At 64.0% G+C, this 18,663-nt stretch carries 14 protein-coding genes and 1 tRNA gene; 7 read left to right on the top strand and 8 right to left on the bottom strand.

What is annotated here, in order from left to right:
- Positions 1-20: 20 nt before the first annotated feature.
- Together HMP06_RS10200 and HMP06_RS10195 are read left to right on the top strand one after the other, a co-directional pair.
- Positions 21-821, top strand: coding sequence for an HpcH/HpaI aldolase/citrate lyase family protein (locus HMP06_RS10200; protein WP_443026476.1), 801 nt, complete (start codon positions 21-23; stop codon positions 819-821).
- Between the two features lie 162 nt (positions 822-983).
- Positions 984-1,241, top strand: coding sequence for a DUF6894 family protein (locus tag HMP06_RS10195; protein WP_176496994.1), 258 nt, complete (start codon positions 984-986; stop codon positions 1,239-1,241).
- Here HMP06_RS10195 and HMP06_RS10190 read toward each other — a convergent pair.
- The 3 genes from HMP06_RS10190 to HMP06_RS10180 are packed head-to-tail and all read right to left on the bottom strand — an operon-like array spanning position 1,238 to position 3,081.
- A complete protein-coding gene (locus tag HMP06_RS10190; RefSeq protein ID WP_176496993.1) occupies positions 1,238-2,143 on the bottom strand; it encodes an S-methyl-5'-thioadenosine phosphorylase in 906 nt (301 codons plus the stop codon). The two genes, HMP06_RS10195 and HMP06_RS10190, sit on opposite strands and share 4 nt — an antisense overlap.
- Complete coding sequence (locus HMP06_RS10185; protein WP_176496992.1) at positions 2,104-2,454, bottom strand: hypothetical protein; 351 nt, start codon at positions 2,452-2,454, stop codon at positions 2,104-2,106. Before HMP06_RS10185 ends, HMP06_RS10190 begins: the two co-directional genes overlap by 40 nt.
- A 3-nt stretch (positions 2,455-2,457) precedes the next feature.
- Positions 2,458-3,081 carry a DNA-3-methyladenine glycosylase family protein gene (locus HMP06_RS10180; RefSeq protein WP_176496991.1) on the bottom strand — a complete coding sequence of 208 codons (624 nt, stop codon included), beginning with the start codon at positions 3,079-3,081 and terminating at the stop codon, positions 2,458-2,460.
- 72 nt (positions 3,082-3,153) lie between these two features.
- Here HMP06_RS10180 and HMP06_RS10175 point away from each other — a divergent pair, with 72 nt between their 5' ends.
- The gene (locus HMP06_RS10175; protein ID WP_176496990.1) at positions 3,154-3,471 is read left to right on the top strand and encodes a 2Fe-2S iron-sulfur cluster-binding protein; all 318 of its coding nucleotides are present in this window, start codon (positions 3,154-3,156) and stop codon (positions 3,469-3,471) included.
- Between the two features lie 105 nt (positions 3,472-3,576).
- Here HMP06_RS10175 and HMP06_RS10170 read toward each other — a convergent pair whose 3' ends face one another.
- Genes HMP06_RS10170 through HMP06_RS10155 form a run of 4 tightly spaced genes read right to left on the bottom strand, consistent with a single transcriptional unit; the run spans position 3,577 to position 7,311 of the window.
- Entirely contained in the window at positions 3,577-4,116 is a 540-nt protein-coding gene (locus tag HMP06_RS10170; protein ID WP_176498467.1) for a YkgJ family cysteine cluster protein, read from the bottom strand.
- A 38-nt stretch (positions 4,117-4,154) separates the two neighbouring features.
- On the bottom strand, positions 4,155-4,922 hold the full coding sequence (locus tag HMP06_RS10165; RefSeq protein ID WP_176496989.1) for a hypothetical protein: 768 nt from the start codon (positions 4,920-4,922) through the stop codon (positions 4,155-4,157).
- A gap of 32 nt (positions 4,923-4,954) precedes the next feature.
- Positions 4,955-5,698 carry a 23S rRNA (guanosine(2251)-2'-O)-methyltransferase RlmB gene (gene rlmB / locus HMP06_RS10160; RefSeq protein ID WP_176496988.1) on the bottom strand — a complete coding sequence of 248 codons (744 nt, stop codon included), beginning with the start codon at positions 5,696-5,698 and terminating at the stop codon, positions 4,955-4,957.
- On the bottom strand, positions 5,698-7,311 hold the full coding sequence (locus HMP06_RS10155; RefSeq protein ID WP_176496987.1) for a M20/M25/M40 family metallo-hydrolase: 1,614 nt from the start codon (positions 7,309-7,311) through the stop codon (positions 5,698-5,700). The genes rlmB and HMP06_RS10155 overlap by 1 nt, the downstream gene beginning before the upstream one ends.
- Before the next feature lie 170 nt (positions 7,312-7,481).
- Between HMP06_RS10155 and HMP06_RS10150 the strand changes: the two genes are divergently transcribed.
- The 4 genes from HMP06_RS10150 (at position 7,482) to HMP06_RS10135 (ending at position 17,028) form a co-directional block, all read left to right on the top strand.
- Positions 7,482-7,568 (top strand) — tRNA-Tyr (locus tag HMP06_RS10150).
- Positions 7,569-8,088: 520 nt separating this feature from the next.
- Positions 8,089-9,654, top strand: a complete 1,566-nt coding sequence (locus HMP06_RS10145) for a methyltransferase regulatory domain-containing protein (RefSeq protein ID WP_176496986.1) — start codon at positions 8,089-8,091, stop codon at positions 9,652-9,654.
- 285 nt (positions 9,655-9,939) lie between these two features.
- Positions 9,940-11,292: an IS1380 family transposase gene (locus tag HMP06_RS10140; protein WP_176495742.1), complete on the top strand. Its 1,353-nt coding sequence runs from the start codon at positions 9,940-9,942 to the stop codon at positions 11,290-11,292.
- Positions 11,293-11,733: 441 nt separating this feature from the next.
- A complete protein-coding gene (locus HMP06_RS10135) occupies positions 11,734-17,028 on the top strand; it encodes a beta strand repeat-containing protein (RefSeq protein WP_176496985.1) in 5,295 nt (1,764 codons plus the stop codon).
- 526 nt (positions 17,029-17,554) lie between these two features.
- Here the strand turns inward: HMP06_RS10135 and HMP06_RS10130 are convergent.
- A complete protein-coding gene (locus tag HMP06_RS10130; protein WP_176496984.1) occupies positions 17,555-18,592 on the bottom strand; it encodes a DUF2332 domain-containing protein in 1,038 nt (345 codons plus the stop codon).
- Positions 18,593-18,663: the final 71 nt, after the last annotated feature.

Here is an 18,663-nt window from a genome sequence, read left to right as displayed (position 1 = left end):
AGATCCGCAGCGCATTGTTCATGCCCGCATCGAATGCGCGGGCGATCGAGAAGGCGCGCGGGCTCGACTGCGATGCGGTGATCCTTGATCTGGAGGATGCGGTAGCGCCCGCGGCCAAGGCTGCCGCGCGGGATCAGGCGGTTGCGGCCGCGCGCGACGGTGGGTTTGGCGCGCGCTTGCTCGTGCTGCGGGTCAACGCGCTCGACACCGACTGGGGCGCTGATGATTGCTTGGCCGCGATCGGCGCCGGTTTCGATGCCGTGCTGCTGCCCAAGGTGTCGCACCCCGACGACCTGCATGCCGCCGGTGCGATCGTCGGCGATATGCCGCTCTGGGCGATGATCGAGACCTGCGCCGCGATGCTCGCGCTCGCGTCGATCGCCGCGACGCCCCGGCTCGCGTGCGTGATTGCAGGCACCAATGATCTCGCCAAGGAGATGCGCTGCACCCCTGGAGCAGACCGGCTGCCGTTGCTGCCGCATCTCACCGCCATCGTTACCGCGGCGCGCGCGCACGGCCTGATCGCGCTCGACGGCGTGTCGAACGTGCTTGCCGATACGCCCGACCTCGCGGCCGAATGCGCACAGGGCGCAATGTTTGGCTTCGATGGCAAGACGCTGATCCATCCTGCCCAGATCGCGCCCACCAACCGCGCGTTCGCACCTTCGGCAGAGCAAGTCGCCTGGGCGCAAGCGGTGACGGCGGCGTTCACCGATCCGGTTAACGCGGACAAGGGCGCGATCCGCGTCGGCGGCGCAATGGTCGAGCGGCTGCACCTGGCCGAGGCCGAGCGCATCCTCCAAAATAGGGCATCGCGGTAACCCTATCGTTGGTGAAAGGCTGATCGGTGGCGAACCCGTATAGGGATATCCCGGATGCGCGGTTTCACACCGTCCTCACACACGCTGGCCTAAACCGGACCGGTATCGGACACAGCAGACATTTATGGCGCGGGCACGCTTGCCCGGCCCGGAGCACCCTCAATGCCGCGTTACTTCTTCGACATTTCGGACGGATCGGACTTCCGGGATCTGGAAGGTTCGGAATGGCCCGATCTGGATGCCGCCCGGATCGAAGCGGTGCGCTATTCCGCCGAAATCCTGCGCGAGATGCCGGAACGCGTGCTCGAATCGCGCACGTGGAAGATGACGGTGTCGGACCATAATCGCGACCATCTCTTCACGCTGCGCTTTACCGTGGAGATGGCCCCAGCCGAAGAATTGGTCGGGACGGACGGCTAAGCGCGCAGCACCCGCCCCGCGACCGCGTCGAGCTTTGCCAGCACCGCCGGATCGCGTGCATCGGGGGCGGTGATCAACGCATGATCGAGCACGGTGTCGAGCGGCGAGGGCGTTCGTTCCGCTGGTAATGCCGCGACCAAAGCCGCGACAGCCTGGCGCGCAATCGCGCCGTTCGCGCCCATTTGGCGAATGACCTCGGCGACCTCGACGAACGCAGCTTCCTCGCGCCAGCAATCGTAATCGGTGACCATGCCGATCAGCGCGTAGGGAAGCTCGGCTTCGCGCGCGAGCTTCGCCTCGGGCATCGCCGTCATGCCGATCACGTCGGCACCCCATTGCCGGTAGAGCAGGCTTTCCGCGCGGCTGGAGAATTGCGGGCCTTCCATCGCAAGATAGGTCGCACCGTTGGTGACATTGCCGCCCGCCGCCGCCACTGCCGCTGCCGCGAGGCCCGACAAGCGCGGGCACACCGGCTCCGCCATCGACACATGCGCGACCATGCCCGTCCCGAAGAAGCTGGAGGTGCGCGCGACCGTCCGATCGATGAATTGATCGACCACCACAAAATGCCCCGGCGACAATTCCTCGCGCAAGCTCCCGATCGAGGAGATTGCGATCAGATCAGTGCAGCCGACACGCTTCAGCGCGTCGATGTTAGCGCGGAAGTTGAGCTCGGAAGGGCTGATTCGGTGCCCGCGCCCATGTCTCGGCAGGAACACCAGCTCGACATCGCCGATTGATCCGAACAGCAGTTCATCGGACGGCGCGCCCCACGGCGTATCGACGCGCCGCCACTCGGGGTTTTGCAGCGCATCGATCGCATATAGGCCGGAACCGCCGATGATGCCGAGTTTCCATTTGGTCACGTGCCTGTCTCCGTCGTTTCCAGTCGGTCGAGCCATGTCTGCGCTTGTTTTGCTTCGCCGACGGCGTGCGCGCTGACTGGTCCGCGCGCCGCGAGGAACTGCCGGTGCAGATCGAACGGCGCAATCGAAAGCTGCTCGCGCGCCGTATCGATGTCGTTGCCGAGCGCGGTCAATTCATCGATGACCGGGGCCGCGGCGGCCACCGCCGTGCGGTCCTTGGAATGACCGAACAGATGCAGCCGCTTGGCCGCCGTGCGCTGCAACGCGGCGATCAACATCGTGCGATATTCGGCTTCCATCTCGACGCGACGATCGTCGAGGCGCGCCAGGCGGTCGGCTTTGGCCATGCTTCAAATCACCTTCATGTCGCTTTGATAATGGTGCCACGCGAAGATCGCGGCAGCGCCCCGATGCGGACGCCACGCCTCGGCCAGCTCACGGGTCAGTTTCTCGCTTGGGCGCGTCTCGTGCCCGAGGATGCGCCCGACCTCGATCTGCACGGCCAGATCGCCAGCCGGCCAGATATCGGTGCGCCCCTCTGCGAACAGCAGGTAGATCTCGGCCGACCAGCGCCCGATGCCCTTGACCGCGACCAGCTTGGCGATCGCTTCCTCGTCATCGGCCGGTAAGTGAGCCAGATCGAGCTCGCCGGTCGTCACCAGCGCCGACAGGCTGCGCGCATAGCCCGCTTTCTGACGCGACAGGCCCGCCTCGCGCAACTGCTCGTCGCTCGCGCGGGTGACGTTGCCGGGGTCGGTCAGGTCGCCGACGATGCCCTCCAGCTTGTGCCATACGCTCTGCGCGGCCTTGGTGCTGACTTGCTGGCCGATGATCGTGCGCAGCAGCGTGGCATAGCCGCGCGCGCTGATGCGGGGCGGGGGATAGCCGACGCGGCCGATCGCCTCGGCCAGCGCGGGTTCGCGTGCCGCCAGCGCGTCGAGCGCGGTCTTTAGCTGTTCGGCGCTCAGTCCCATACGCAGTCTCTTGATCGGCGCCGCGTCTGGCGGCATGGCAGATCCGCTATCGCTACCCGAAAAGGAACGTCCATGCCCAAGCTTATCGTCGTGACCCGCGAAGGGGAAGAACGCGAGATCAATGGCGAGGCCGGGCTTTCGGTGATGGAAGTGATTCGGGACGCTGGAATCGACGAGATCCTGGCGCTGTGCGGCGGTTGCTGCTCGTGCGCGACGTGCCATGTGCATGTCGACCCGGAATTTGCGGCCAAACTGCCTAAGATGAGCGAAGATGAGAATGATCTGCTCGATTCCTCGGCGGATCGCAACGCGACCTCGCGCCTGTCGTGCCAGATCGAAATGACCGATGCGCTTGATGGGTTGAAGGTTACGATCGCGGCGGAGGACTGACGGGCGCAGGCGGGACGACGTTCCCGCCGGTGCGCGCAGCGCAGCGCCCGGCACGGTCGACGGGTCGCTTTGGCGAGCCCGGTCGACGGCGCTTTTGCCGACGTCTTAGTCGGAAACGTCAGACGCGAACATGCCATACCGCTCCCGCCACGCCGCGACCTCATCCTGTAACTCGTCGGGTGCCGGCTCACCCGACAGCACCAGCCGCGCGATCGCGTCCTCCGGGTGCATCAGCATCTTCTTCGATCCGTCGCTGAACCACACCGGCACGAGCTGATCGCACACGCTGTCGAGCACCGTCGCCGCCATGCCGCTCGCGATCGCATCGCTGCCGTCGAGCGCCCGCACGGTAATCGCGACGCCCTCGAAGCAGTTCTGCGGTTCGGGGACGAAGGCGAGCGACACCAGCAGGCCCGACCGGTCGGGGCGGGCCTCGTCAGGCAGGCTAGCGAGCCTGCGCCAGGCGCAGAACCAGGTCCGGCAGATATGGGGCCGCACCGCATGAATGCTGCACCCGCCGTCCGTCAGATGCACACAAGCCACCCCGGCAGGCTTTGCAAAATCCGGGGTGTTCACCGTAAGGACGGTACAGCACACCGTGCAATCGCCGCAGTCCCGCTCGGGTAGGACCGGCCCCAGCAGCATCGTCTCGAGCTCGGTCTCGCGCTGCGTCTCCGCCGGAATCACCGGAAACGCAGCACCGCGCTCGGCGCATCTTTGCTGGTCGGCGTCGCTTTCCACGTCACGGTCTTGCGCGCGCCGGTCGTCACCGCGCCGTCCTCATTGTTCTGGCTGACGATTTCGGCATCGGTGTCGAGCGTGAAGGTGCCGTCGAGCTGGCTCGCTTGCTTGGGCGGCCCGCTGCCGCCCAGACCCGCTATATTCTTGGTCGCGTCATTTTCCTTGGCGAAGGCCGGGGCCTTGATCCGCACCGTATTGTTGGCGCGCACTTCGAGCACCACGAACGGGAAGACGATCTCGGCATCGAGATTGTACGGCCAGAGGAACGCACGATCGAGCGTGCCCGAGATCGCATAATCGATGCTGAACTTGCCATCGCCGAGATAGGTAACTTTGCGATAGCCGACTTCCTTCGAAAGCGCGGCGGCGATGGCGCGGTTCTTCTTGTCGCTGGAATCCTTGGGCGCGGGCGTGGCCTTGGCACCGCCGGGCTTGCCGCGTTTCTGCAGCGCGATCTTCTGCATCCCCGGCTCATTCTCGTCCGACGCGGCAGGATCTGCGCCCTTGTCGGTTTCGCCGGCGTCTTTCATGCCCTTGGTGAACTCGCTGCCAAGATCGATCGCGATCACCTCTCCGACATAGGTGAAGGCGAAATGCCGGTCGGCATCGATCCTGAGCGTCGAGACGAACTTGCCCGGCGTCAACACGCAACTCGCCAGCACGAACGGCAGCAGCAGCGCCAGCAGGGCTTTTCCGAAACGTGCCGTCATGTCCGATTCCCCGTTCAGCGCCCAGTTCTTCTCTAACGAGACGCTGCCGCATAGAGCGCGATCGCCGCGGCGTTCGACACGTTCAGGCTTTCCATGCGATGCGAGATCGGCAGCTTCGCAAGCTCGTCGCAATGCGATGCGGTGTTCTGCCGCATCCCTTCGCCCTCGGCCCCGAGCACGAGCGCGACGCGCTGCGTCCCCATTGCCGTGACGAGGGTCTGGTTCGCCTCGCCGGTCAGCCCGACGCGCCAGAATCCGGCCTCGCCGATTTCTTCCAGCGCGCGCGCCAGATTGACGACCCTCACCCATGGCACGATCTCGAGCGCGCCCGATGCAGCGCGCGCGATCGTCCCCGATTCGGGTGGCGCGTTGCGGTCCGGCGTCACGATCCCGAGGACATCGAACGCCGCTGCCGAGCGCAAAATCGCGCCGACATTGTGCGGATCGGTCACGCCGTCGAGGATCAGCAGCGGACGCTGATCGCCTTCACCCTGTTGCAGCAGATCGGCGAGCCAGATGTCCTCGAGCGGATCGACCTCGGCCACCAGCCCCTGATGCGGCGCGTCGCCCGGCACCAGCCGCGCGAGATCCTGCACATCGGCATAGACGATCGGGATCACCGGCGGAATGTCGAGGCTCGCCGCAGCTTCGCGCGTGACCCACATCTTGCGCACCACGCGCTCGGGATTGGCGAGCGCGGCGGTGACCGCATGCCGCCCCCAGAAACGCGGGCGCCCGGCGGGGGCCTGCGACGGGCGATGTCCACGACGTGCCATTATTCTTCCTCATCCGAGTATGCAAAGGGGTCGGTCGTGACCGGCTTGGTGGGCAAAGGTGGGCGGGGCAGAGCCTTGTCGGCATTGGCCGCATTGACCAGGAACGAGGCCAGGATGACCGATCCCTGGCGCATGTCGTTGCCCTTCAGATGGTCGAACGTGTCGATGCCCGAATGGTGGACGCGCGAATCATAATCGAGCGGGTCCTGAATGAACTGGAAGCCGGGTACGCCGACCGCCTGCATGAAGACGTGGTCGGTGCCGCCGGTCTTGCGGATCACCACGTCTTTCGCCCCCATCGGCCCGAACGGGCTCAGCCATTCGCGGAAGATCGGCACGACCGCCGGATTGTTCTCGACATAGATCCCGCGAACCTTGCCTGCGCCATTGTCGAGATTGAAATAAGCGGCGAGATCGCCCCAGCCGGGCTTGGGGGTGATCGGCCAGCGGTTCGACCAGCCCTGATAGAGCGCCAGACCGCTGAGCTTCGGTTCGTTCGCACTGCCCCGCGTGGCAAGATGGCTTTCGACATAAGCGAGCGAGCCGAGCAGGCCCTGTTCCTCGCCCGCCCACAAAGCGAAACGGATCGTGCGCTTGGGGCGGATACCGGTCTTGGCGATGATCCGCGCGGCTTCCATGATCATGGCCGTGCCCGCGCCATTGTCGGCGGCACCGTCGCCCGCGACCCACGAATCGAGATGCGCGCCCGCCATGACATAGCCCGCCTTGGGGTCGGTACCGGGGATTTCGGCGATGATGTTATAGGCGTTGCGGTCGCTGTCATCGAAACGCACGTCGCTGGTGATCTCGACCGTCGGTGCCGGACCGACCTTCGCAAGGCGCGCCAGCCGCCGGTAATCCTCCGCCGCGATCTGCACGCCCGGCAGCGACGGCGTGTCGCCGACGCCGAAGGTATAGCCCTCACCGCTGACCAATTTGCCGTCGCGATACGACATCGTCGCCATCGCCACCGCGCCTTCGGCTTTCAGAAAGGCATCAAGCTTCTTGGCGAAATCGAGCCGCTTCATACGGCGGTCAGCGGCGTCAGGGTCATAGGTCGGCTGCTGGTATTGATCGAGCTTGGCCAGTTCCTCGCTGGTGTAGCGCTTGAAGCCGGGTTCGCTGGGTTCGGAGCCATTGTCGGGCAGGGTGATCATCACGATCTTGCCCGACAGCTTGCCGCGCCATTTGTCGAAATCGCGCTCCCGCTTGATCGGCGCGACGATGACGGGTGCAGAGATCGTGCCATTGGTACCGGGCGTCCACGCGATCGGGATCGCCGTCAATTGGATCGGACGCGGCGACACCATCCGCACGCTGGACAAGACGATGGACCAGCCGCGGCCGAAATCGAACGCATCCTTGTGGATGTTCTTCAGGCCCCATTCGGCAAACTTCTTTTGCGTCCAGGCTTCCGCCAACCGCATCGAAGGCGAATTGGTCATGCGCGGGCCGATCGTGTCGGACAGATGCTGCGCGGTCAGCATCACTTCGCTGTGCGTTGTGCCTTCGTCGATGATGCGTGCGGTCTGCGTACGATCGACCGACTGCGCGGCGAGCGGAGTCGCAATCAGCGCCGCGGCGGTGCTGGCGAGGAGCAGGAAACGGCGCATGGCGGAACCCCCGGATGGAAAAGCAGTCATGCCGTTGTCGGTATGCGCGGCGCGGCGCTGGTGCAAGGGCGGGGTTTTGGGGGTAGGGCGCAGCCGGGTGGCGTTATCCGTTGACACGGGCGCACGTCGTCGGCATTGGCACGCCTCGCTTTTCGGGAAGCGGCCCTGATGGACAGGTGGCCGAGTGGTTAAAGGCAGCAGACTGTAAATCTGCCGGAGTTTCTCCTACGTAGGTTCGAACCCTACCCTGTCCACCAAATCTACATGTCACGCGTCCGGCAGGGTCCCAGAAACCAAGGCTTCCAGGCTTTGCCGTGGTTGGCGTCGGCATCACAGACATACCTGCCAACAACCGCGACTATAAAGGGCGCGCCCAAGGCTCCAGACCCGCGAGCAGTCTTTTTCGGTTCCGAGCGTCCAGGCAAGGTAGTGGGCGGGCCGGCTGTTTTGAAAGCGATACGGGTGGCAAATTGACGGCCTGCTTTCGGGCGCCTCGGTTACATCAGCGGACGCTTGTTCATGACACATGGCCCCACTGTAATGGCCGCCCCTTCAACGACGTCGCGTAAACATTGCCCGACCACCTCATAGCCGTTCATCGCACGACCACAGGTTTCGGCTCTCTGCATCGCAAGATCATGAAATTGCGATGTTTAACTATATAATGTTTCTCAAGACATCGAGCGAGCTATTGTAGAACAGCCACAACGCTGAACAATTGAGTATACATATCCTAGCCGTTATACTGGTTAAAACCTTAGATAGGCGGGATTTAATATGAACTCAAATCCGGTGCTCGAAGAGATTGAAGCGAATATAGCGCGGACTGCGCTGAAATATGATCTGCTTCCCTATCAGTCCAAGGCCTTTCCCCAGAGCCAGCCGTCGCGGCTAGGCGCAATCGCCGGTCTGTTCGGACTCGACGCCGCACCACTCGCTAATGCAAAGGTTCTTGAGCTTGGCTGCGCCTCGGGAGGGAACATCATTCCCTACGCCGTGCGCTATCCGCATGCCACTTTCGTCGGCGTGGATCTTGCGCGAACACAGGTCGCCGCGGGCCGCTCGAGGATTTCAAAACTTGGTCTTACGAACATCGAAATCCGCTGCCAAAGTTTTACCGAAATTGGCGAAGAATTGGGTAAATTTGACTATATCATTTGTCACGGCGTTTACAGTTGGGTTCCCGGCGCGGTGCAAGACGCCATATTGCGCATCATTCGTGCGCGACTTTCCCCGGTTGGCGTTGCCTGCATCAGCTATAACGTGTTGCCAGGGTGGCGAATGATGCAGCCGTTGCGCGATGCTTTCATGCTCGAAATTCCTGATGAGATGGATTCACTCGCGCGCGTCGCGAAAGCCCGGGAACTGCTAGGCTTCCTAAAGAGCGCGACACCAGAAAAAGGGCCATATGGTGACATGCTTCGCAGCTGGGGGGAGCGGCTTGCCGCGCTGCCTGACGATTACATCGCACACGAATTTCTCGAAGAGACCAACCAGCCCAGCACAGTGCGAGATTTCGCGGCAGGGGCGACGCGCAACGGACTGGGGTTTCTGGCGGAGTGCGATCTGCCGGCGATGATCCTCGATAACTATGGCGCAGAAGTGGCGGAGCAGGTGCGTGTGCGTTCGGGCAACGATCTGGTGAAGTCCGAGCAATATCTCGATCTCTTGTCGGGGCGCACTTTCCGCCAAAGCCTGTTGATTGGTCATGAGCGGATGGCAACGGTCAATCGCGCGCTTATGCCGGATCGGCTTGCGCGGATGCATTTCCTCACGATGTCGGGGATGAGGCTTAAGCGCGACGGCGAAGCTTATGTTGCGACTGATGCCGTCGGCCGCACGCTGACCACCGGATCTGCAGAGGTTGCCGAAGGTATTGCGCGGCTGGTGTCGCGATATCCGGCATCCTCTACGCTCGAGGATTGCAGTGATGGCAATACAGATCGGGTAATGCTGCTGGACGCGCTCTTTCGCATGGTGCTGGTGGGGATGGCCACGATAGCGCTAGAGCCTGTCAACGCGCGTTGCGACATTGCGGGTAAACCGGTCGCCAGCGCGCTTGCGCAAGCGGACGCCGCCGATGGTAGCGCCACCACCACGAATCTTCGTCATGAACCCGTGGCGCTCGATCCCGCGACTCGGATTCTGTTGCCGGCAATGGACGGCAGTCGCGATCATTCTGACTTGGCGCAGGTACTGGAAGAGGCCGCGCTTACAGGAAAGATCGGCTTCGCGCGCGATGGCCAGCCCGTCAGCGATCCCCGAGAAATTCGCGATATTTCTGAGCAACATATCCCGAACCTGCTCGCCGGAATCGCAAGTGCAGCTTTGTTAGAGGGCTAGACCCGGTAGAGTCTAATGTCGATCATGGGATAGGAGTTACAGTTGCTTCGGGAGAATCTGCTTGAGCTTTGCAAGTTGACAGCCCTTGTATCAAAGATCATGACCTTCCGCATAAATACGTAACAAACGTATTGTATGCAACGGCTTGGGCTGGGCCACCTAGCCCGGATTATTCATCGGGAGCGATAATCGGTGGTGGCGATCGTGGTCTAAGTCTTTGGTTTGGAGTAGAGAAAGGGTGCTTACGCCATCCCTCTGCTCCAGACAGAAAGTGCCACGACCGCCATGGCCGACGATAGTGGGTTCTCCTTCACCTTCCCAGCCATTCGTGGTCGAAAAATCACCGCCGCGTTCGACGGCGGTCGGCTGACGTCGGACGGCGGCGTGCTACTGCTCGCACAGGCCGAGCGGCGGTTGGGGATCGCGGATCGGCTCGCCGCCTGCATCGCTGATCCGCGCGATCAGGGTCGGGTGATCCACCGGGTCGCCGACATCTTGCGCGCCCGCATGCTCGCGATCTCGTGTGGGTATGAAGACGCCAATGATCTCGACGCCCTGCGGCATGATCCAGGGTTCAAGCTGGCGCTCGGCAAACTGCCGGGTGATCCGTTCGGGCTGGCCAGCCAGCCGACGATGAGCCGGTGGGAAAACGCGCCGACTACGCGCGAGTTGATCCGTCTGACCGGTACGCTGGTCGACCTTTATTGCGCGAGCTACCCCGTGCCACCTGCGGCGGTGACGCTCGACATCGATGATACCGTCGACGTCGTACACGGCGCGCAGCAGCTCTCTTTCTGGAACGGCCACTACGGCGAGCGCTGCTTCCTGCCGATCCATGTCTACGACACCGCTACCGGGCGGCCGGTTGCGATGCTGCTGCGCACCGGCAAAACGCCGTCGGGCAAGGAAGTCGCCGGCCATGTTCGCCGGCTCGTGCGACGTATCCGTCGCCACTGGCCCGATACCCGGATCACGCTGCGCGGCGATGGTCATTACGGTCGGCCAGAGCCGATGGCCTGGTGCGAGGCGAACGGAATCGACTACATCTTCGGGCTGCCCGGCAACCGCACGCTCCACGCCGATCCCGTCATCGTTCGGGAAGGCGATGCCTGCGCGACCGACCGGGCATTGCAGGGACTGGTCGAACTAAGGCGTTACGCAGAGACGCGCTACGCTGCGAAAACCTGGGGGAATACCGAACGTCGCGTCGTTGCTCGCATCGAGGCGAGCAGCCTCGGCCTCGACATCCGCCTCGTTGTCACCTCGCTTGCCGAGGGCAGCGCTGAACGGATCTATGACACGCTTTACTGCGCCCGCGGCCAGGCGGAAAACTTGATCAAGCTGCATAAAACGCAGCTGAAGAGCGACCGAACCTCCTGCTGCTCGGCCAACGCCAATCAGATGCGGCTCATCCTTCACACCGCCGCCTACTGGCTGATGTGGGCCGTGCGGCACGCTATGCCCGCAACCGCCACGCTCCGCACCGCCGAGTTCGCGACCATCCGCCTGCGGCTGCTCAAGGTCGCCGCGCGCGTCGTCGAAACCACCAGCCGCATCCGCATCGCCTTCGCAAGCGCCTGTCCCGATGCCGCGCTGTTCCGATCCATCGCGCTCAACTTGCGCACCACGGGACCATGATCGATGCGGCAGTGGCCGCCAAACGAACCCCGCCCATCAACTCCGCCCCAAACTGTGAACCCGCGATGAGACAGGCGCTTGGGACCCATGCGCCCTGCCTGCGGCTACACGACGCCTGCGCTGACCCATCGGCTGAGAAACGCTGCCGGTGAATAGATCAGGCTAGACGGGGGCAGGGATATGGTGCTTGGCAATATCGCGCGCGGCGTAACCACGAAGTCTACGAAAGCCGTCCTCCGAAAAGATCTGCTTTCCCAGGCGAGCCGGTTGTCCCTTAAGTCCAGCGTTGCGATTGCGGCTGCTGCTGGCCTGGGGCTTTTTACGCCGACTACGGTTTGGGCGCAGTGTGTTGTCGGAGTCGTCACGGTAACCTGTGGCGACACGCCCACCACCGATACGTCCTTCCCCGCAAATGCGCCTGATGACCGTGATTATCCGGGTGTGTCCGCGTCTCCGATCCAGATCGTCGTGACAGGCGGCAAGACCGTCAGCGGCAACGGTCTTTCGATCACCAATACCGGTACCGGTGGCGTAACCGTCACCAATGGCGGCACGATCAGCGTCGATGCCGGCAACACGCCGGTGGCGGGCGGCACAGCGGCTCTATCGGTTAAAGCGGCGGGCGGGTCGATTGTCTACACGGGCGGAGACATCGTCAACAATGGTAACGGCAACGCGTTCGACGCAGTGCAGACGGGTGGACTCGGCTCGGTGAATCTCGTCGTGGGCGGCAACGTCGCCGCCGCAACGGGTGCTGGTATTACCGTCCGCGACGTCGCCACCAGCACCGGCATCAGCGTCACCACCGGCGCGGTGACCGCGCTGACCGCGGGCAAGAACGCGATCGACGTGCAGAGCCAGTCGCTGACCGGCAACCTGACCGAGGTCGCCAATGGCAACATCCAGGCGGGCAACGCCGGGATGGTCGGTGCGATCCTCAATGCCGCCGCGACCGGCAACATCGACGTGACCGCGAACGGCGCGATCGATGCGCGGTTCGGGGTCGATGCCGAGAACTTCGGCAGCGGCTCGACGACCGTCAAGACGGTCGGCCCGGTCACCGCGACCAGCGGCAACGGCATCTTCGCGCTGGCGACTGGCGGCAACGTTACGGTCAATGCCGGCGACGTGACCTCGAGCGGCAACGTCGCGATCATCGCGCAGCAGACCAAGGTCGCCGGCACCGGCGCGATCAGTGTCACCGCGGGCAATGTCTCGGGCACGACCGGCATCGTCGCTGCGAACTCGGGCAGCGGTGCGATCGCCATCACCACCAGCGGCACGGTGACCGGCACGGCCGCCGAGGGCATCAAGGCGACCGGCAACGGCGCGGTGAGCGTCAGCGTCGCGAACACCGTGACCGGCGCGACCCGCGGGCTGAGCCTGGTCGGCGGCACCGGCGGGGCTGGCAACATCCTGGTCACCGGCACCGGCGGGTTCGTCGGCGGGACCGGCGATGCGGCCAACATCCTCAACAACGGGTCTGGCATTACCACGGTCACCATCGCGGGCGCGAGCAGCTCGGCGGGCGGCAGCGGCTTTATCGTGCGCGATACCGCAGCGGGCGGGAACATCAGCGTCACCACCGGCGCGGTCACCGCGCTCACCGCAGGCAAGAACGCGATCGACGTGCAGAGCCAGTCGCTGACCGGCAACCTGACCGCGGTCGCCAATGGCAACATCCAGGCGGGCAACGCCGGGATGGTCGGTGCGATCCTCAATGCCGCCGCGACCGGCAACATCGACGTGACCGCGAACGGCGCGATCGATGCGCGGTTCGGGGTCGATGCCGAGAACTTCGGCAGCGGCTCGACGACCGTCAAGACGGTCGGCCCGGTCACCGCGACCAGCGGCAACGGCATCTTCGCGCTGGCGACTGGCGGCAACGTTACGGTCAATGCCGGCGACGTGACCTCGAGCGGCAACGTCGCGATCATCGCGCAGCAGACCAAGGTCGCCGGCACCGGCGCGATCAGTGTCACCGCGGGCAATGTCTCGGGCACGACCGGCATCGTCGCTGCGAACTCGGGCAGCGGTGCGATCGCCATCACCACCAGCGGCACGGTGACCGGCACGGCCGCCGAGGGCATCAAGGCGACCGGCAACGGCGCGGTGAGCGTCAGCGTCGCGAACACCGTGACCGGCGCGACCCGCGGGCTGAGCCTGGTCGGCGGCACCGGCGGGGCTGGCAACATCCTGGTCACCGGCACCGGCGGGTTCGTCGGCGGGACCGGCGATGCGGCCAACATCCTCAACAACGGGTCTGGCATTACCACGGTCACCATCGCGGGCGCGAGCAGCTCGGCGGGCGGCAGCGGCTTTATCGTGCGCGATACCGCAGCGGGCGGGAACATCAGCGTCACCACCGGCGCGGTCACCGCGCTCACCGCAGGCAAGAACGCGATCGACGTGCAGAGCCAGTCGCTGACCGGCAATGTAAACGTGTTGGCGAATGGCGATGTGAAGGCAGGCAATGCCGGCCTGGTCGCGGCGATCATCAACGGCGCGGCGACCGGCGCCGTAGCGGTCACCGCCAACGGCAAGATCGACGCGCGGTTCGGGGTCGATGCCGAGAACTTCGGATCGGGTAACACGTCGGTGACCACGCTGGGCGCGGTCACCGCGACCAGCGGCAACGGCATCTTCGCGCTCAGCACCGGCGGCAACGTCATGGTCAGTGCCGGCGATGTGACCGCGACCGGCAACACCGCGATCGTCGCGCAGCAGGTCAATGCAACCAGCACCGGCTCAGTTGCCGTCACGACCAATGGCGCAATTTCGGGAACCACCGGCATCGTCGCAAACAACCTCGGCAGCGGTGCAATCACTGTCGTGGCAAACCGGAGTGTGACTGGCACAGCCGCCGAGGGAATCAAGGCCTCTGGGAATGGCGCAGTTACAGTCAAAGTGGCGGATACCGTGACCGGCGCGACGAACGGCCTGACGCTGCTTGGCGGCGCGGCCGGGACAGGTGACATCTCTGTCACCGGTGCAGGCGGCTTTGCCGGCGGATCCGGCAATGGTGCTACCATTCAGAATGCTGGTTCGGGCACCGTCACGATCAATCTTTCGGGGGCCATCAGCGCCACCGCAGGGAACGGCATCGTTGTGACTGACACGGCGACCGGCGGCAACATCACCGTCACGACCGGGAAGGTCACTGCACTCGGCGCAAATGCGAACGGCATCGACGTGCGTACGATAGCGACGGCCGCCAATGTAACAGTTGTGGCCAATGGCGACATCAGCGCAGCCAACGCAGGCGTTCTCGCCGCAGTCATCACGCCGACGGGTACCGGCAATGTCGATGTCACCACCAGCGGTAAAATCACCGGGCGCTTCGGTATCGATGCCGAAAACTTCGGAAGCGGTACCACGACGGTGAATGCGCTCGGAGCGATCGGCCCGACCACCGGCAACGGCATTTTCGCACTCTCCACCGGTGGGGGCGTCAAGGTAACGGCGGGTAGCGTGACATCAACCGGAGACACCGCAATCCTGGCGCAGCAGGTCAAGGCAGGGGGCGCTGGCGCTGTTCAGGTCGTGAACAGTGGGAGCGTGTCCGGCACGAACGGCATCGTTGCCCAGAGTGCGGGTTCGGGAACGGTCACCGTCACCACCAACGGCGCGGTCACCGGCACCGCCGGTACTGCGGTGTTCGCAAACTCCACCGGCCTGAACGGCAGCGTGGTCGTCGCCGTCAACAAGAATGCGACCGCAACCAACGGCGCCGGAATCGTGGCGCGGCTGCAGGGCGGCGGCAATGGAACGATCACCGTCACGCAGGGCGCAAGCTCGGTGATCAACGCCACCAACGGCCATGGTATCCAGACCAACAGCGGCACATCAACCGGCGCGACGGTCATTACCGTCGCGGGTGAGGTGAAGGCCAGCGGTGCGAACAATGCCGGGATCCTGGGCACCTCGACCAACGGGGCGATCACGGTCAACGTGACCGCGACGGGCAAGGTCGATCCCGACTTCGGAATTGCGCTGAATACTGTTGGGGGCGCGCTGACCGTCAACAATGCGGGTCTGATCATCGGCGATATCACCGGCGTCCAGCTTGTCGCGACAGGCGCAGGCACCGCGACCGTCAACAACAGCGGTACGATCACCGGGCCGAATGCAATCGTCGGCAATTTCAACGGCGGCGCCTTCAACATCGGCAACACCGGAACGCTGAACGGAGCGGTCAGGGTCTCGGGTTCGAACGTTGCGACCTCAACCTTCAGCAACACGGCCCTGGGTACAGCGAACTTTGGCGTCACGGCGACAAGCTTCTCGGGTAGCTTCTCCAACCTCGGCACCGCGAATATCGGTGCGGGCGGGTCGGCGCAGTTCCTCGGCAAAACCGGCAATTCCGGAAGACTCAATTTCCTGGGAGCGGGGACCTTCACCACGGGCGGATCGATGAGCAACACCGGCATCATCAACGCCCAAAACGGTTTGACCACCAACGTCGTCACGGTCGGTGGCAGCTATTCGGGGGGTGGTCAGTTCTTCGTCGATTACAGCACGCTTACCGCGTCGGCGGATCGCCTCAACATTGTCGGCGCGGCAACGGGCAACACCAACGTCAGGATGAGCCTGGTCGGGGCGCGGACCTTCGTGCCCGGCGGTTTCCTGCCGATCGTCGTGGTCAACCCCGGCGCGGCGATAGGCACCTTCACGTCCGACACGGTGTTTGCGACCACCGGCTTCATCCTCGACAGCTTTGGACGCAACCCGGGGAATGCATCGCAGTTCGGCCTGATCCAGTCGATCAACCCATCGGCATTGCCGCTCGGCAGCCTCAGCTTGGCTGCAGAAACCGCGTCGTCCCAACTCGATGAATCGATGGTGCCATACCTCAGCAGCCGTACCGACGAGCAGGCGGGTGGGGTGAAGCTTGGCCTGTGGATGCGCGCAAGCAGCGGATACACCAAGCAGACGATCGCGACTTCGATCACCGGCGGCGGCGTCGGCATCTCGTCCAACCCGCAGATCCGCATCGTTCATCAGTCAGTGCAGGGTGGTGGGGACGTCCGCTTCGGTCTTGGCGCGGACTGGAACCTGCATGTCGGTGTAACCGGCGGCATCTATGATGGTGCGGCGGGCTTCTCGAACACGGATCGGATGGCGGTCGATGCATCGTTCCTTGGCGGCTATATAGCGCTGCGGAACAGCGCATTCTCGATCGACGGCACCATCCGTAAGGAATGGCGCACCTTCGACGTCACGTTGCCGACGCTGCTCGGTGCCACGCCGAGCCGCCAGTTGACCGGCAGCGCGATTGCTGGATCGGCCCATGCTTCTTATCGCTTCGGCGGCAAGACCGGCCTGGCGGCGACACCTTTCCTTGGCTTTACGTATGCAGACGCCGATTTCGCCGGGATGCAGATCGACCCGCTCAGCCTCTATACGCCGAGCGATCATACCACAAAGATCGGCGAAGGCGGGATGCGGGTGTCTTACCGCGGCGGAAGCGACGCGAAGGTCACGATCGAGCCGTTCGCGGGCGTTTCGTACCGCAAAAACTGGTCGAATACCGACACAGCAACCTTGTCCTTCGCGGCACCAGCGACGGTCTTCACGCTTAACTCGTCGACGTGGGATCATGCGGTGCGCTATTCGCTGGGTCTAACGGGAAGCGCGCGGGACGGACGAATTTCTGGCTTCCTCGTCGGAAACCTGAACGATGGATCGCAGATCAAGAGTTTTGCGGTCAGTGGCGGACTCCGGTTCAACTTCTGAGCGAGGCATGAGTTGCTCCCGGTTTCGTGGACATCGAGGTAAGGTGTTCTCGAAACCGAGCGGTGACACGGCACCGATGTAAGTTTAGCCGGGAGTTCAAGCACGAGGCGGTGAAGTTGGTCCGAGATCAGGGCGTGCGCCTATGTTTATCAGGTCAACGATCGGTTAGATCTGTTCATGTGCGCACCGGGACCGGATCGAGACATGCGTGGCGTCGACCAGAGGATCCCGTCAGATGCGGCCCAAGACCGGTCTGGCGATCGATCCCGACCGGTCCAATCAAGACTGTCAGCGTGCTTTGGCAGACCATCATCGGCGAAAGCATGATGAGGGTCGTAACAAATGGGGAATATCGGCAATCGGATTGTCGAAAATCGGCATTCCCGGCGACTTTCGGGACAGATTTGGTGGAAACCGTGTCCACCGCCATTATCCGCCGCCGGGACGGTGCGATTCGATCCGCCGTCCATCCTGCACCCCATCCTCTACAATCCGGAATCGGCGTGGCACGATCGGGCGACGGCCGTCAGTGCCACGCGATCCATTTGCCATAGGTGTGGCAATGCGCGAGCAAGCGCTGCTCGCCATAAGGCCAGCACGTCAGGATCAATTGGACTTGTTCGTTCGCACGTTCGCGTTCGAAGCTGATCCGTGCGATCGGGCGATCGGGCGTGGCGCGACGACCGGCCGCCGCGATCATCGTCTCGATCGCCGCGCGATCGGCCCCCGTCATATATTGCAGCACCATCGAATGGTAGACGACACGGCACGTCCGGCGTTCGTGCGGGATTGAGAGCTGGCGGGCCAGCCACGGCACGGCGTTGCCGCGGTCGATCTGCGGCGGATGTTGCACCGCCAACGCCAGTGCGTCCTCCAGGCGCTGCGCGCGTTCCGGCTCGTCCGCCCAAACGAAGGACAGCAAGCGCTCGCGCGTTTTGCTATCGGTTGCGGACAGCGGGTTCAAATCGATTCCGCGCGCCGCCGCGACGGCGAACGGTCGGTTGATCGGCGGGGGGCCACTCCACGCCGGCGTGACCTGCACCGGTGAATCTGCGATCCCGGCGCGGATGCCGCCAAGCGTATAGCCATAATGCCCCAGATTGAGGTTGAGGCCGCAACTGGCGCCGAGTTCGAGCAATTCGACCGGCATGGCGAAGCGCTCCTGTAAGACCATCAGCGCCGCTGCGATCGACGCGGCGCGGCCGACCTCGTTGGTTTGGGGCGTGTGGCGCATCCATTCCGCGATAAACGCATCCTCGGCGTCCAGCGTTTCCGCAATAGCACTGTCAAAATCGTCATGCTGGCCGCGATAAAGCGCGCTAAGCCGGGGCCGTTTGTTGCGCCGGGCGAGCGCGTGGAGCGCCGCGTTGAAGCGCATCGCGAGCGCAGCATCGATCGGATCGCCGGGCCAGGTCTCGATCAGCCGCTGCGTGCGCGGCGCGCGGTAGAGCTGGCGTTGTCCGGCCTCCAGTACCGCCGCGACGAAGGACGAACCAAGTGCACGGGCGATCCCCGCCTGATGACGCAGTTCAGCATGGCCCAGCACGGGCGTAATCATATTCATGCCCGAGTCCTCAAGCGATGTCGCGGCGGCGACCGCGTTCGGCCGCCTTGATGAGCGTGCGAGCGTGTTTC

This window comes from Sphingomonas sp. HMP6 (assembly GCF_013374095.1).
Taxonomy (GTDB): domain Bacteria; phylum Pseudomonadota; class Alphaproteobacteria; order Sphingomonadales; family Sphingomonadaceae; genus Sphingomonas.
The sequence above is the reverse complement of the archived record's forward strand: the minus strand, read 5'-3'. Positions and strand labels throughout refer to the sequence as shown.

Excerpts from the sequence above, each read along its gene's own strand:
- HMP06_RS10130 (WP_176496984.1), bottom strand. The coding sequence starts at position 18,592 with ATGAATATGATTACGCCCGTGCTGGGCCATGCTGAACTGCGTCATCAG.
- HMP06_RS10165 (WP_176496989.1), bottom strand. The coding sequence starts at position 4,922 with ATGACGGCACGTTTCGGAAAAGCCCTGCTGGCGCTGCTGCTGCCGTTC.
- HMP06_RS10170 (WP_176498467.1), bottom strand. The coding sequence starts at position 4,116 with ATGCTGCTGGGGCCGGTCCTACCCGAGCGGGACTGCGGCGATTGCACG.
- HMP06_RS10175 (WP_176496990.1), top strand. The coding sequence starts at position 3,154 with ATGCCCAAGCTTATCGTCGTGACCCGCGAAGGGGAAGAACGCGAGATC.
- HMP06_RS10140 (WP_176495742.1), top strand. The coding sequence starts at position 9,940 with ATGGCCGACGATAGTGGGTTCTCCTTCACCTTCCCAGCCATTCGTGGT.
- HMP06_RS10190 (WP_176496993.1), bottom strand. The coding sequence starts at position 2,143 with ATGGCTCGACCGACTGGAAACGACGGAGACAGGCACGTGACCAAATGG.
- HMP06_RS10145 (WP_176496986.1), top strand. The coding sequence starts at position 8,089 with ATGAACTCAAATCCGGTGCTCGAAGAGATTGAAGCGAATATAGCGCGG.
- HMP06_RS10180 (WP_176496991.1), bottom strand. The coding sequence starts at position 3,081 with ATGGGACTGAGCGCCGAACAGCTAAAGACCGCGCTCGACGCGCTGGCG.
- HMP06_RS10155 (WP_176496987.1), bottom strand. The coding sequence starts at position 7,311 with ATGCGCCGTTTCCTGCTCCTCGCCAGCACCGCCGCGGCGCTGATTGCG.
- HMP06_RS10195 (WP_176496994.1), top strand. The coding sequence starts at position 984 with ATGCCGCGTTACTTCTTCGACATTTCGGACGGATCGGACTTCCGGGAT.
- HMP06_RS10200 (WP_443026476.1), top strand. The coding sequence starts at position 21 with ATGCCCGCATCGAATGCGCGGGCGATCGAGAAGGCGCGCGGGCTCGAC.
- HMP06_RS10185 (WP_176496992.1), bottom strand. The coding sequence starts at position 2,454 with ATGGCCAAAGCCGACCGCCTGGCGCGCCTCGACGATCGTCGCGTCGAG.
- rlmB (WP_176496988.1), bottom strand. The coding sequence starts at position 5,698 with ATGGCACGTCGTGGACATCGCCCGTCGCAGGCCCCCGCCGGGCGCCCG.